The 13366-nt window shown below is 38.4% G+C and carries 11 protein-coding genes; 10 read left to right on the plus strand and 1 reads right to left on the minus strand.

Features of this window, described 5'->3' with window-relative positions; translation table 11 throughout:
• Positions 1-32: 32 nt before the first annotated feature.
• From V7D18_RS00535 to V7D18_RS00565, 7 genes are all read left to right on the plus strand, one after another.
• Positions 33-1142, plus strand: a complete 1110-nt coding sequence (locus V7D18_RS00535) for an MBL fold metallo-hydrolase (protein ID WP_426150395.1) — start codon at positions 33-35, stop codon at positions 1140-1142.
• Positions 1143-1577: 435 nt separating this feature from the next.
• Entirely contained in the window at positions 1578-2213 is a 636-nt protein-coding gene (locus V7D18_RS00540; RefSeq protein ID WP_426150397.1) for a MarR family winged helix-turn-helix transcriptional regulator, read from the plus strand.
• 12 nt (positions 2214-2225) lie between these two features.
• Complete coding sequence (locus V7D18_RS00545) at positions 2226-3176, plus strand: cation diffusion facilitator family transporter (RefSeq protein WP_426150399.1); 951 nt, start codon at positions 2226-2228, stop codon at positions 3174-3176.
• Positions 3177-3215: 39 nt separating this feature from the next.
• Positions 3216-4109 carry an EamA family transporter gene (locus V7D18_RS00550; RefSeq protein WP_426150401.1) on the plus strand — a complete coding sequence of 298 codons (894 nt, stop codon included), beginning with the start codon at positions 3216-3218 and terminating at the stop codon, positions 4107-4109.
• Between the two features lie 88 nt (positions 4110-4197).
• Positions 4198-4674 carry a MarR family winged helix-turn-helix transcriptional regulator gene (locus V7D18_RS00555; RefSeq protein WP_426150403.1) on the plus strand — a complete coding sequence of 159 codons (477 nt, stop codon included), beginning with the start codon at positions 4198-4200 and terminating at the stop codon, positions 4672-4674.
• Positions 4675-4878: 204 nt separating this feature from the next.
• Positions 4879-6264, plus strand: coding sequence for an MATE family efflux transporter (locus V7D18_RS00560; protein WP_426150404.1), 1386 nt, complete (start codon positions 4879-4881; stop codon positions 6262-6264).
• Positions 6264-6836 (plus strand): class I SAM-dependent methyltransferase, encoded by a 573-nt coding sequence (locus V7D18_RS00565; RefSeq protein WP_426150406.1) that lies wholly within the window; start codon positions 6264-6266, stop codon positions 6834-6836. The genes V7D18_RS00560 and V7D18_RS00565 overlap by 1 nt, the downstream gene beginning before the upstream one ends.
• Before the next feature lie 178 nt (positions 6837-7014).
• Here V7D18_RS00565 and V7D18_RS00570 read toward each other — a convergent pair whose 3' ends face one another.
• Complete coding sequence (locus V7D18_RS00570; RefSeq protein WP_426150408.1) at positions 7015-7989, minus strand: helix-turn-helix transcriptional regulator; 975 nt, start codon at positions 7987-7989, stop codon at positions 7015-7017.
• Positions 7990-8261: 272 nt separating this feature from the next.
• Between V7D18_RS00570 and V7D18_RS00575 the strand changes: the two genes are divergently transcribed.
• The 3 genes from V7D18_RS00575 to V7D18_RS00585 are packed head-to-tail and all read left to right on the plus strand — an operon-like array spanning position 8262 to position 13177.
• Entirely contained in the window at positions 8262-10013 is a 1752-nt protein-coding gene (locus tag V7D18_RS00575; RefSeq protein WP_426150410.1) for an ABC transporter ATP-binding protein, read from the plus strand.
• The gene (locus V7D18_RS00580) at positions 10014-11747 is read left to right on the plus strand and encodes an ABC transporter ATP-binding protein (RefSeq protein WP_426150412.1); all 1734 of its coding nucleotides are present in this window, start codon (positions 10014-10016) and stop codon (positions 11745-11747) included.
• A gap of 53 nt (positions 11748-11800) precedes the next feature.
• The gene (locus V7D18_RS00585; RefSeq protein ID WP_426150414.1) at positions 11801-13177 is read left to right on the plus strand and encodes an MATE family efflux transporter; all 1377 of its coding nucleotides are present in this window, start codon (positions 11801-11803) and stop codon (positions 13175-13177) included.
• Positions 13178-13366 lie beyond the last annotated feature (189 nt).

Consider the following 13366-nt stretch of genomic DNA (forward strand, 5'->3'; position numbering starts at 1 on the left):
CTAATAGACAATAAAAGAATGGAGAGATTTTAATGTACGGAGATATTATTCAGTTTAAAAAAAATGCGTTAATGGTTGAAGGCAAAATACCTTCTTCTATTATGAAAGAACCAGATATTGCAAATTCTGTTATTTACAAAGTAGACGATATTGTTTATGTAATTGATACAGGTGCTACGACTTTTTTTGGAGAAAAATTAATTGAGGCGGTTGAAAGACTCAGACCTTTTCGAAAGCTAATCCTTTTCAATAGTCATTGTCACCCTGATCACGTGGGAAATAATAATATAATAAAGAAAATAGATGCGGATGAAAAAGAACACTATATTTCAAAAGTCGGGATTACCGGACTTGATGCTACAAAAGATTTTTATAGGAAATTTAAAAATATTGAACAGTATTATGATTATTTAAATGGGCCAAGTAAATTTCCTGCCACTATGATGCGTATATTAAAATTAACAAGAATGATAAATGCGGATACTCCCATGTACATACTCGTCAAAAACACACTGAAAAAATTCTTGCCACTAGAGACTTCTCTTGAGACTATTACTCCATTTGAAAGAAAGGTTCCAATCGATATGAAAATCAGTGGGACGGAGTGGAAAGGATGGAATTTTAATAGTCAAGTATTTGTTATGCAGGCGCAAGGACATTCGCCGGATGAAGTTGTGTTCTTCCTTCCGAAAATAAAAACCTTGGTTCTAGCTGATGAAACCTTTGCATTTTTCAATTGCTGGCCGGATTCAGATTCAGACAAAGTTAAGGCTGTATTAAATAAAAGTATTCAGTTGTTTAAAAGTAATGAGGCAGAAATTTTAATATCAGGGCATACACATACTGTGATGAAAAATGACGAGGCTATTAGTTTTCTTGAAACACTTCTTAAAGATTATGCAGAGTTTACAAAACAAGTTTTATTGGCAGCGAAAAGTAATCCATTAGGGTTAACTATAAACCAAATATACAAAAAGTTAAAAAGCAAGCGAGATAATCCAGCAATTGGTAAATTTCTTGACATAGAATTTCCTAAAATGCCACCGTTTTTAAAAACTGTAATTACTTCTATATTACTTGAAAATGGATTTCAAACCGAAGGTAAATACAGGAAAAAGCGATTTAAAACAAACAATTTGTAGAAATGAATGAATATTTAATGAAATCACTCATAGACATTGAGATAATAACTTCATGCCTCTGTTATAATATAAGGCAAAGTACAATTTAATAAATCTGCCATCAGGGGCAAAACAACCATGAGGTTATGTTTTTCGTTAATGAAAAACATAGCCTCTTTTTGGTGAGTATACAAAATTGTTTTATAAACACAGGGATATCAATCTGTTCTAAAGAAATTTATTTGCTTCTTTTTTAATATGGTCTGTATGTAAAGGTATGAACAGTGTAGGTATATCGGTGTCTATGAAATTAATATGGTGTCATACCTTTGATTTTAATAAAATAAGCAAAAAATATAAATAGTAAAGTACTTGACAAAATAGTCAGGTACTTGTATTATATAGTAAAGTACTTGACTATTTTATTAACGTTACAATTAAATGGAGGTAAATCAAATGAGTGAACAAGTTAAAAATTTATTAGAACAATTTATACGTTTTAGTGGGTTACTTCACCGCTATCAAATGAATCAGTATATAAACCGCCGACCATTCGGAAATCCGTACAGGGGGCAAGGACGGGTGTTATCAATCTTAAAAATGCAGTCGGAGATTAGTCAAAAAGAACTACTTTATCTTCTGGATATGAGTAAACAAGCGTTGGGCGAATTGCTCAATAAGCTGGAGCGCAGCGGCTATATCACGCGTACTATATCGAAAGAAGATCGCAGAGCCGTGAATATCAAGTTAACTCCGGAGGGCATGGAAGTGGCAGGTAATATTGATACGGAACAGTTAGATGCAGATAATTTGTTTGATTGTCTTAATGATCAAGAGCAAGAAAATTTCAGGGACTATCTGGAACGTTTAGCGGCAGAGCTTGAGAAAAAGTTTGATGATAGCGAGATGTATCATAGCTCTTTTGGCGGTCATATGAGAGGTCATCATGGCTCCAGAATGAGAACTGACGATGATGGAAACGATCACCATAAAGTGTTTGGGCATGGAAGTCACCGTGATATAGACCATCATAACGAATATCATCATGGCAGACGACTACATAACGACGCACATCCTGATGATAAAGAATAGGAGGATTTCACATTGTCCAAAAATAAGTCTACATCTTCACGTAAAAAAGTAGGATGTCGAATCGCCGTAATTGGTTTGTTCGTAAACATATTTCTTTTTGCAGGTAAATTTATAGTAGGAGTCTCTAGCAACAGCATTGCCATAATAGCAGACAGCCTTAATAATTTGATGGATTGCACATCCTCGTTGATCATATTCATTGGTTTTCGTCTTGCTACCAGAGGAAAAGATAAAAACCACCCTTACGGGCATGGCCGAATGGAATATATAAGTGGCTTCGTTGTTTCCATGCTGATTACCATAACAGCGATTTCCTTTGGGAAAGCAGCGCTTGAACGAATTATCCATCCACAGGAAGTTAATTTTTCTCTTGTGTTACTATTTATACCGATATCTGCAATCATAGTAAAATTAGTATTAGCGTATTATATTCGATGTAAAAACAAGTTGATTCAATCTGTGGCACTAAGTGCCGCAGCCAAAGATAATTTTGCCGATGCTCTGATAACTTCTATGTCGTTATTGTCACTGATTGACCTGCCATTTATCGCTTTTCCTTTGGACGGGTTAGCGGGTCTTATTATCGCAGGATTTATCCTATGGACGGGAATTACATCTTTTATTGAAAATATGAGCTTGCTGCTTGGAAAAGGTGTAGACGCAGATTTAATAAAAGAAGTTGAAAAAACCATACTTACACATGATGTTTTCTCTGGTATAGAAACTTTGGAGATACACGACTATGGACCAGAAACACGAATCGCCATGATTCAGGTTTCATTGAATCAAAGGTTTCTAGTCGAGCAGGTGCAAGAAATACAAAAAGAGGTGTGTGTTGAACTGAAAGAAAAATTTGACCTCAATGCTACCTTGTATTGGTCAGATTATCAGGAAAAAAATGAAATATATCGGGAAAATGGGAGCAAATATAGGCGTCACGATGAGAAATATGATACGATGTGATGACAATCAAATAGAAATGGTAACGATAGGAGAAATACGATGTGGTTTTGGCTTTCACTTGTTGCAATCTTGTTTTGGAGCGGCTCTGACCTTTTTTCAAAAATAGGTTCAAAGCCAGATGATAAATACAGTCATTGGAAAATGGCAATCGCTGTTGGTACGGTTATGGGGATTCACGCTATTATTGAACTTTCCCGTGGAGCTGAGTTTAGACTCTCAGATATCCTTACCTATTTACCAGTATCTTTTTTATATATTTTTGCAATGATACTTGGTTATGTCGGTCTGCGTTATGTAGTGCTTTCCGTTTCTACACCGATTTGTAATTCATCAGGCGCAGTTGCCGCTCTTTTGTGCTTTCTCATTCTAAAAGAGGCAATGAGCGGATTACAGTTTGTTGCGGTAGCGTTGGTATGTATCGGCATTTTTTTGCTTTCTGTTTTTGAAAAGAAACAGGATGATGCAGAACGCATGCAAGCTGGTATAGTCCCGGACAGAAAATATACGCACAGCTTTATTGCTATTTTCTTTCCCATTTTTTATTGTATCATTGATGGAATGGGTACATTTGCTGATGCTTTGATTCTTGACAGGTATATCAAAGAAGAAGCTGCCAATATCGCATATGAATTTACTTTTTTAATCATGGCGGTTTTCGCTATTATGTATGTGGTCTTTATTAAAAAGCAAAAAATTAAACTTTCTGCTGAAAAGCCAAAGATGCTTGCAGGTGTATTTGAAACTGCAGGACAATTTGCATATATCTATGCTTTGGGTGATAATGCTATTGTAGCGGCACCATTGATTTCATCTTACTGCATTTTTTCACTTGTATGGGCAAGAATTATATTGAAGGAAAAGCTCTCATGGAAGCAGTATCTTGTCATTGCCATTGCCGCAATTGGTATTATAATACTTGGCATGGAAGGATAATATGCAGATGGAGAAAATAGATCATGATTTGCATATTGCTCATATGCTATCGCTTGACAAAAGAGTTTAGCAGCTATATACTATTTCTATGATGAATATGAAATTTAAAAACAGAACGAAAATGAGCTACACTTTTTTGCGGATCGTTACAAAGATTTCTGAACTTGACAGGAAAATTCGGTATTATGGGACGGATCGTCCTTTATACGAAGCTGAAATTCACATGATCAAATCCATCAAAGAGAATGAAGGCATTCACGTGACGGGTTTGGCAGATATGCTGGGCGTGACGAAAGGCGCAGTTTCCCAGATCATTATGAAGCTTGAGCATAAGGGCATGATCATCAAAGATACTGATCCACGTAATCTGTCAAGGTTAGTGCTAAAATTGACTTCAAAAGGCGAAACTGCATATCTGCATCATGAAAAGCTGCATCAGAAATATGATGAGCTTTTTTATGCTGTACTCGAAAACGCAACGGAGGAAAATAAGGCGTTCCTAAAGAGTTTTCTCAACTCTCTTGACGAGCAAATTGATACTTTTGGAAAAGAAGAACATATTTAATTGTGATTATGAAAGGTTGATAGTGATATGCTAGTGTTTACAAGAACAGTGTTTTTTTACAGAAAGTGTATAGGGACTACACGCTTTTTACACATTGATTGTACGAAACCACCTTAACTAATAGTGAAACAAATCAAGATGAAAATATTTTTTTGAAATAAGCGTATAGCAGGTATACGCAACATGCGAAAGGATTTGATAATTATGAACTCAAATGACCAAAGAATTCAAATGATGAGGGATGAAAAAATCCCAAAACTGTTAATTAAAATGGGAATGCCGACCATGATCGGCATGATGGTCTCAGCGCTTTACAGCGTGGTGGACGCCTACTTTGTCGGGGGGCTAGGTACAAGTCAGATGGGTGCTGTATCTATAGTGTTCCCTGTTGTACAAATTATTATTGGGCTTGGCATGACCTTCGGCAGCGGAGCGGCATCCTACATATCCCGGCTCTTGGGTGGAGGAGATACCGAAAATGCGAACCGGACAGCATCAACAGCACTGTTTTCCAGCCTTTTTGTCGGGATTGTATCTATTGTGATATCCCTTTGTTTTCTAGACAGTATACTGACCGCTCTGGGAGCGACGGAGACAATACTTCCTTATGCGAGGGAGTATGCCATTATATATATTGCAGGTTCCATTCTGAACATCTTTAATGTCACCATGAACAATATCATTATCGCCGAAGGCAGGTCGAAGCTGACCATGATATCCATGCTGATTGGCGGAGGACTCAATGTAATATTAGATCCCATATTTATCTTCCCGTTGGGCTTTGGAATTCAAGGCGCCGCTATTGCTACAGTCATTTCACAAGCTGTAACGACTGGTCTTTACCTATGGTATATCCTGTGTAAAAAAGGTTATCTGCGTTTTTCAATTCGTAGTTTTACTTTTAGCGGTACGATTTATGCCGAGATTTTCAAGGTCGGTATTCCTATTCTTGTTTATCAGCTTCTGTCAAGCGCGGCTATGGGGCTTTCCAATTCAGCGGCGAGTACATATGGCGATTCTGCCGTGGCAGCGATTGGGGTGGTAACCCGCATTATGGCTATCGGAACCTATGTGGTATTCGGTTTTATGAAAGGCTTCCAGCCGGTAGCAGGTTATAATTACGGTGCTAAAAACTATAGTCGTCTGAAGGAAGCTATCAAAGTGTCACTTAAGTGGTCAACGATATTCTGTGCAGCCGCAGCACTTTTGCTGATCATTATTCCCGAACCGATTATATCACTTTTTTCAAAAAGTGATGCTGTATTAATTGAAATCGGTGTTAGGGCACTGCGGGCAAATGGAATTGTTTTTATCTTGTTTGGATTTGAGCAGGTATATATGTCACTGTTCCTTGCTATGGGAAAAGGCAGAGAAGGCGGTATCCTTAGCATCAGCCGCCAAGGATTGTTTTTTATCCCTGCTATCTTGATTATGCCGCATCTGCTTGGAATGGAAGGTGTTATATGGGCACAACCCGCGGCTGATTTACTGACAGTTATTTTGACGGCAGTGCTTGCACTGATTCTTAACAAAAATATGAAGGCATTAGAGGCAGCTTCTGATACAATGATGAGGAAGGAGAATTTATAATGTGCTTGACAGAAATACAAGCAATAATGCTTAATAATAGAGCAAAAAGAGATTCACAAAAGCTTCTCGATACGATTGGCATAGTGAAAGGTCAGACTGTCGCAGATATTGGTTCTGGTGGTGGATACTTTACGGAACGGTTTGCAAAAGCTGTTGGAGAAAATGGCAAGGTATTTGCAGTGGACACCAACAGAAAACTACTGTCCTATGTAGATAAATCTATGAAAAAGCAACATATTTATAATGTTGAAATCATTATTGGAAAAGGTAATGGATGCCCTTTGCAAAAGGAAAACTGTGATCTTGTTTTTTCGAGGAATGTATTCCATCACCTTTCAGATTCGGTTTCCTATTTCAGAGATATTAATGGAGTTCTCAAACATGGTGGCAGAGTTGTAGTTGTCGAATGGCTTCCAAATGAGAGAGGCAGTTATGTAAGCCGAGCTGGGCACTGCGCAGCAGAAACGGAAATACAAGAAGTGCTATACAAAGCCGGTTTTATTCAACTTAATACGTTCAATTTTTTAAAGGGACAGTCATTTAATATATTTCAAAAGGATAGGAACAAATAATCATTTCAAAAATAAAAACAATTAAAACAGAATGTAAGATATTTCATAAAAGTAGGCATCCAGTATTGAAGATGCCTACTTTTTTATGGAAATTTGACGAAATCAATAAGTATTAGTTGCCAGACTAAATTTGATTAAAGAAAAGTAGACAAACAGAAAAAATCAAGTTATGTTTTTCTCATTTAATACCATGTATTTTCCTATATTCTCTTGGCCCTAGTCCATAAGCATTTTTGAATAATCTGGCAAAATGCCCGGAGTTATGATAACCGACTTTTTCCGCAATTGTAGCAATGCCATAATCAGAGTTTTTTAACAATAGGAGTGCCTGATTTAACCGCATCTCTTTTAGACATTCATATGGTGTTGTGCCGTAGTGTTTCCGAAATGCCAGCAGATACCGTGCTGGACTCATTCCAGCTACTTTTGCCAATTCCTCACCAGTAGGATAAGCGGCTAGGTTGTTCTTCATCATGGTAACTGTTTTCTTCAGACTGCGAATATCCCGATAGTCTAGTTTGACAGGAATATGCCGCTTTTCTTTCTCCATGCCCGTCACAATTAGAGTCAGCAATTCAATCACCTTACTTTCCAGATACAGATGGAGTGTTTTCCCTACTGCCTGACAACCGGTAATTTGTTGGAATACAAAATTTAATTCCGGTAGATATGGATTTTTCATAAGATAGTCTGTAATGGTCTTTGATTTCTCATAGCCTTCTCCAAAATGTACATGGAAGAATGTATCAAAGTATTTTTTTGTCATGATGATTTTCGTAAATCGAACGGGTTTGCCACCCTCACAATAGGTATAGGTAGTTTTCTGGGTGTTGATGTAACAGTAGATTCCGCGTTCGACCTGATTGATTTTTCGCTTTCCAATTTTGAAAGAACTGCTGTCTGTCTCAAACTGATCGATTTCAATATATTCTTCTGAAATCTCACATACTTTTTCAAAAGTTTTTTTTGGCGTATAATCACCGATCAAAATTAGCAACATATCATCTTCAAAGCGGATTGTCTGAAATGTACCGCTGCCATAATCAGACTGCATCCGATAGGTAGATCCATCATTACTGGATAGCTCTGGAATTTTCACAAGGTGCAAAGCTTCCGGCAAGTTTAAATAATAATCTATCACTGACTGAAGCATTTCCCTACCTCCTTCCTTTCATTGTATCATGAATAAACTTTCTTACACTTTAAAATAAAGTGACAATCCAATATTTTTATATCACGATTTTATAAAAAATCAAAAACAAAAAACGCTGGAAGCCTCATAGTATAAGGAGTTATTCCCATCTGACAAAACAACAGTGACAGATGGGAGCTACTATTGATATTCCTGATTTTATCATGTAAACTGTACCTCGTCAAGGTTAGCTAAAACTAACCGGAGAAATTACATAGAAAGGGGTATCGTTTATGGAACAGAAACGAACCGGATTATCTTACATTTTTACCCTTGCAAAAGGAGACCGTGGAAAGCTGGGGATAGGAATGGTGCTTGCCGTCCTCTGCTCTGGGTTGTCCTTCATCCCGTATCTGGTAGTGTATCAAATCTTGCTTCTGATTATTAAAGATGGAGTAAAAATGAATGCTATTTTGATGTGGGTGGGCATTGGCATTGTGGCGGCAATTATGCAGGCAATCCTAATGTCCTTTGCTGGTATCTGCTCTCATGCAGCAGCTTTTAATACCATGCACAGAGTGAAAGTAAAGTGTATTTCGCATATGTCAAAATTCAACCTTGGATTTTTTCAGGAACACGCTCCCGGACAGATCAAAACCCTTATTTTTGATGATGTTGACCGTCTGGAAAACTTTCTTGCTCACAGCACACTTGAATTATCTCAGGCGATTGTCGTACCACTCTTGATGTTTATTTTTATGCTGAGACTTCACTGGGGTATGGCATTGGTTATGCTGATTCCAATGTTTTTAGGTATTGCCATTCCAATGATGCTGATGGGGAGATATCCGGATATGACGGACGAGTTCGCAAAAGATACGGCAGCGTTAAGCGCTTCGGCCAATGAATTTATCGGAGCTATGCCAGTCATCAAAATGTATCATCTAACCGCTGAAAAATTTGAACAGTACAGAAAGTCATTAAGCCAGTATACAGACTGTTGGAAGAAGATGTGCAAATCTTCCTGTAATCCTCTGTCAATTACATACGTAATACTGGATTCGGCTATTTTATTTACACTGCCGGTTGGCGGCTGGCTGTTTTTAAAGGGTTCCCTGTCAATGGCATCATATCTATTATTTATTCTGCTGACAATGTGCTTTTTTACCTCATTCTTGAATATGGTAACGATTTTTATGCAGTCAATGGAACTGGGCAGTGGACTCGATAATGTGAAACATATCATGGATATGGGCGTCATGAAAGGCGGTAAGCAGATTCTTTCAAAGGAAGGCTGTTATGAAATTGATTTTGAAGATGTCACCTTTGAATATACGAAGGACGGAAAGAATGCTTTGAACCACATTAACCTTCAACTAAATCCGGGTACTGTGAATGCTTTTGTTGGCTCGTCAGGGGCTGGGAAAACCACTGCGGTACAGCTTCTTGGCCGTTATTGGGATACAACTTCTGGCATAATTAAAATTGGCGGGACACCAATTAAAGATTTGAAAACGGAAAACCTGATGGACTTAACCGCTTTTGTATTTCAGGATGTATTTCTATTGGAAGATACTTTGCTTGAAAACATCCGGATGGGCACAGATGTATCTGAGAAACAGGTCAGGCAAGCGGCAAAGGCAGCGCAAATTGATGAATTTATTATGAGCCTTCCGAAAGGTTATCAAACCCGTATAGGTGATGAAGGCGTAAAATTGTCGGGTGGACAACAACAGAGAATTTCTATTGCAAGGGCAATACTGAAAAATGCGCCTATCGTAGTTTTTGATGAAGCCACTTCTTACGCTGATATTGAAAATGAACATAAAATACAGCTTGCTCTTCAAAATTTATTAAAAGGAAAAACGACCATTATGATTGCTCACCGTCTGCATACGATTCGGGATGCCGATAAGATAGTAGTGTTTGAGGATGGAAAGCTTGTAGAACAGGGAACACATACGGAGTTGACTTCCATGAAGGGTGTATACAGTCAGATGTGGGATACCTATACAAGAGAAACGCTTGGAAAGGAGGCGGTTTAAATGCTTCGTACCATTAAGAAACTATTAAATGGAAAACAGAAACAGCTAGTCTTCCCGATTTTCCTTATGACCCTGGATGCAGTTGGAGGTATGGTTCTTTATTTCATTTTGTATCTTACGGTTGTGAATTTACTGGGAGGTACACTTAACGCAAATCTGATAAAAATATATTCTACCATTTGCCTAGCAGCAGTAATTCTGAGGCTGATTGTATATCGCAGAGGCTACTATCTCTGTTTTTCCAGAGGTGCTGAAATCTGCGGTCAAATGCGAGTGGAACTAGCGGATCACTACCGTTCCCTCAGCCTTGGGTATTTCAACCAGAACAGTAGTGGGTATCTGCTCAGCACACTGACAAAGGACTTGAGCAATTTTGAGTTGATTATTACCCATACCCTCCCATCCATTGTAAAAACCGTGGTGATGGCATTACTGATTCTGATTGGTACTTTTTTTATTAACTGGAAACTTGCTTTGGCAGAGTGTGTGGTGCTTGTAGTGACATGGCCGGTGCTTTGCTGGGGGAATCGTCTGGTAGAGAAATATGGAACGCAAAAACGTAATTTGGCATCCAAAATGATTTCTATTGTTTTGGAATATGTTAAGGGCATGAAAGTCTTTAAGTCCCATAATATGACCAGTTCTCATTTTTCTCGAATGGCGGATACTCTGGAGGATATCCGAAAGACCAGTGTAAAAGCAGAGATGAAAACAGCAGTACCTACAAGTCTGTATTCTATTATTGCGAATTTTCTGCTTCCCATTGTTCTGCTGGCTGGAAGCTATATGTTCTTTGGTGGCACAATCCTGCCAGAACAGCTTGTCGCATTTATGATTATGAGCGTTGCGTTGTCTGCCCTGCTGATTGCTTTTGAACATTCCTATAATATGTTAAAAGACTTAAAGCTTGCAGCTGTGAATCTGGAACAGGCTTATGATACAAAGCCGCTTTCGTATAAAGATGAGCAGGTAGTTCTGAAACATTTTGATATTTCTTTTGAACATGTTGATTTTACCTATAATCGACAGGCAGATGTATTGAAAGATATCAATTTCCATGCAAAAGAAGGAAGCATAACTGCTTTAATTGGCCCTTCTGGTTCCGGTAAATCCACAATTGCCAGTCTGATTGCTCGTTTTTGGGATGTAACCGGCGGCTGTATCCGCATCGGTGGACGAAATATGAAAGACTTGAATCCAGATGGAATTCTTCATTATATCAGTGAAGTATTTCAGGAGAATACGCTTCTTTCTGACACCATCTATAACAATATAAAGGCAGGACGTCAGGATGCAACGAAGGAAGATGTCTATGCAGCCGCAAAAGCTGCTTGTTGTCATGAATTTATCGAAAAATTGCCCGAAGGTTACCAGACGCAGCTTTCCGAAGGCGGCGGCACACTGTCTGGTGGAGAAAAGCAGAGGGTAGCCATCGCAAGAGCTATTTTAAAAGATGCACCGATTCTGCTTTTGGATGAATCCACGGCATCGCTGGATGCAGATAATGAGTCGAAAATCAATCAGGCATTAGATCGTCTGATGAAAAATAAAACCGTATTTGTAATAGCTCATCGTCTGAATACCATTCAGAATGCGGATCAGATTATTCTTTTGAACAGTGGTCGTATTGAAGAAATAGGAACGCACAGCGAATTGTTGAAAAAGAAAGGTCATTATTGCGAGATGGTAGAAGAACAGGAAAAAGCAAAAGAATGGATGGTTCAGGGTGCGTGAAGGAATGCTAAATTATTTCGTCAATTCGGGGTTCAATAAAAAGGAGTGAAAACATGAAAGAAAAAAATGCGAAAGCAAATCGTATGCAGCTTATGAGCGAGGGAAATGTGTCAAAAGCTTTGCTTAAGCTGGGTATTCCAATGGTCGTCAGTATGTTAGTGATGGCACTTTATAATGTAGTGGACACCTATTTTGTGTCCGGACTTGGAACACAGCAGGTCGGAGCCGTTTCAGTTGCATTTCCAATTTCTCTGATTTTCTCTGGAATTGGTTTGACATTTGGCGTTGGAGCTGGTTCGTATATCTCACGGTTACTTGGGAAAAAGGATAGGGACACGGCTGATAAGGTAGCTTCTACAGCTATGTTTAGCAGTATTATCATTGCGTTGCTTGTGGCTGTTGTAATATTTGCGGCACTCACCCCAGTACTGAGTTTTATGGGTGCAACTTCGACAATTATGCCATACGCAAAAAAATACGCGATCATCTTTGTTGTTAGTACAGTTTTCAGTGCAGCAAATGTAACAGCCGGCAATCTAGCGGTATCCCAGGGTGCTTCTAATATTTCTCTGACTGCCATGTTGACAGGCGCAATCCTGAATATGATTCTTGATCCTATCTTTATTTATGCACTTCATTTAGGAGTACAGGGAGCGGCAATAGCCACACTTATTTCTCAAATTGTTACCAGTGCAATTTATGTTAGGTTTTTCGCTGGGGGAAAGACTTTTGTAAAGGTTGGTTTTTCCTACTTTAAACCTACATCTCAGATTTATGGAGAAATTATCAAAATCGGTATTTCCACTTTATTTCTGCAGCTTTTATCCAGTTTATCTATGAGTTTGATTTCCAATGCAGCAAGTAACTATGGAGATGAGGCTGTTGCCGCTATTGGTATTGTCTTACGAATTGTAACCTTGGGAGCTAATGTAGTAATTGGTTATATGAAAGGATTTCAGCCAATGGCGGGATTCAATTATGGGGCACAGAATTATCCACGCTTGCGGTCTGCAATTAAGAGCTGTATGCAGTGGACAACTGGATTTTGTATTATCTGGACGGCACTTATTTTCCTGCTGGCAAATCCTATTCTTTCTTTGTTCAGCAATGATCCACAGGTATTAAGGATAGCGGTTCCGGCACTTAGGGCGAATACAATCATGTTCTTTACATTTGGATTACAGTTTACTTATTCTACGCTTTACCTGGCTATGGGAAAAGCTCTGGTAGGAGGAATTTTGAACGTATGCCGTCAGGGAATTATGTTTATTCCGGCAATTTTACTTTTGCCGACAATGCTAGGTCTGACAGGCATTATATACTCTCAGGCTGTTGCGGATTTATTAACCACGATTGTTACCATCATCTTTGCGATCAGTATTCTCAAAAAGTTGAGTCAAGTTGAGAATTCAGTAAGCAGAAGTAATTAAATAAAATGGGGCAGGGCAGCCAGGTATGTTCTGTCCCATTTTTAATCAATTGTATGCTTGACGTACAATCAAAAAGGGTGCATACTTAATATACAACAGGTTAGTTAAAACTAACCTGTGAAAGGAAAGTGAATTGGGTACAGTTATTTTTTATCTGGAAAACGGTTCAGAAGATAAAGGAGGTCATGT

The organism is Lacrimispora sp. 38-1 (genome assembly GCF_049890855.1).
GTDB lineage: Bacteria > Bacillota > Clostridia > Lachnospirales > Lachnospiraceae > Lacrimispora.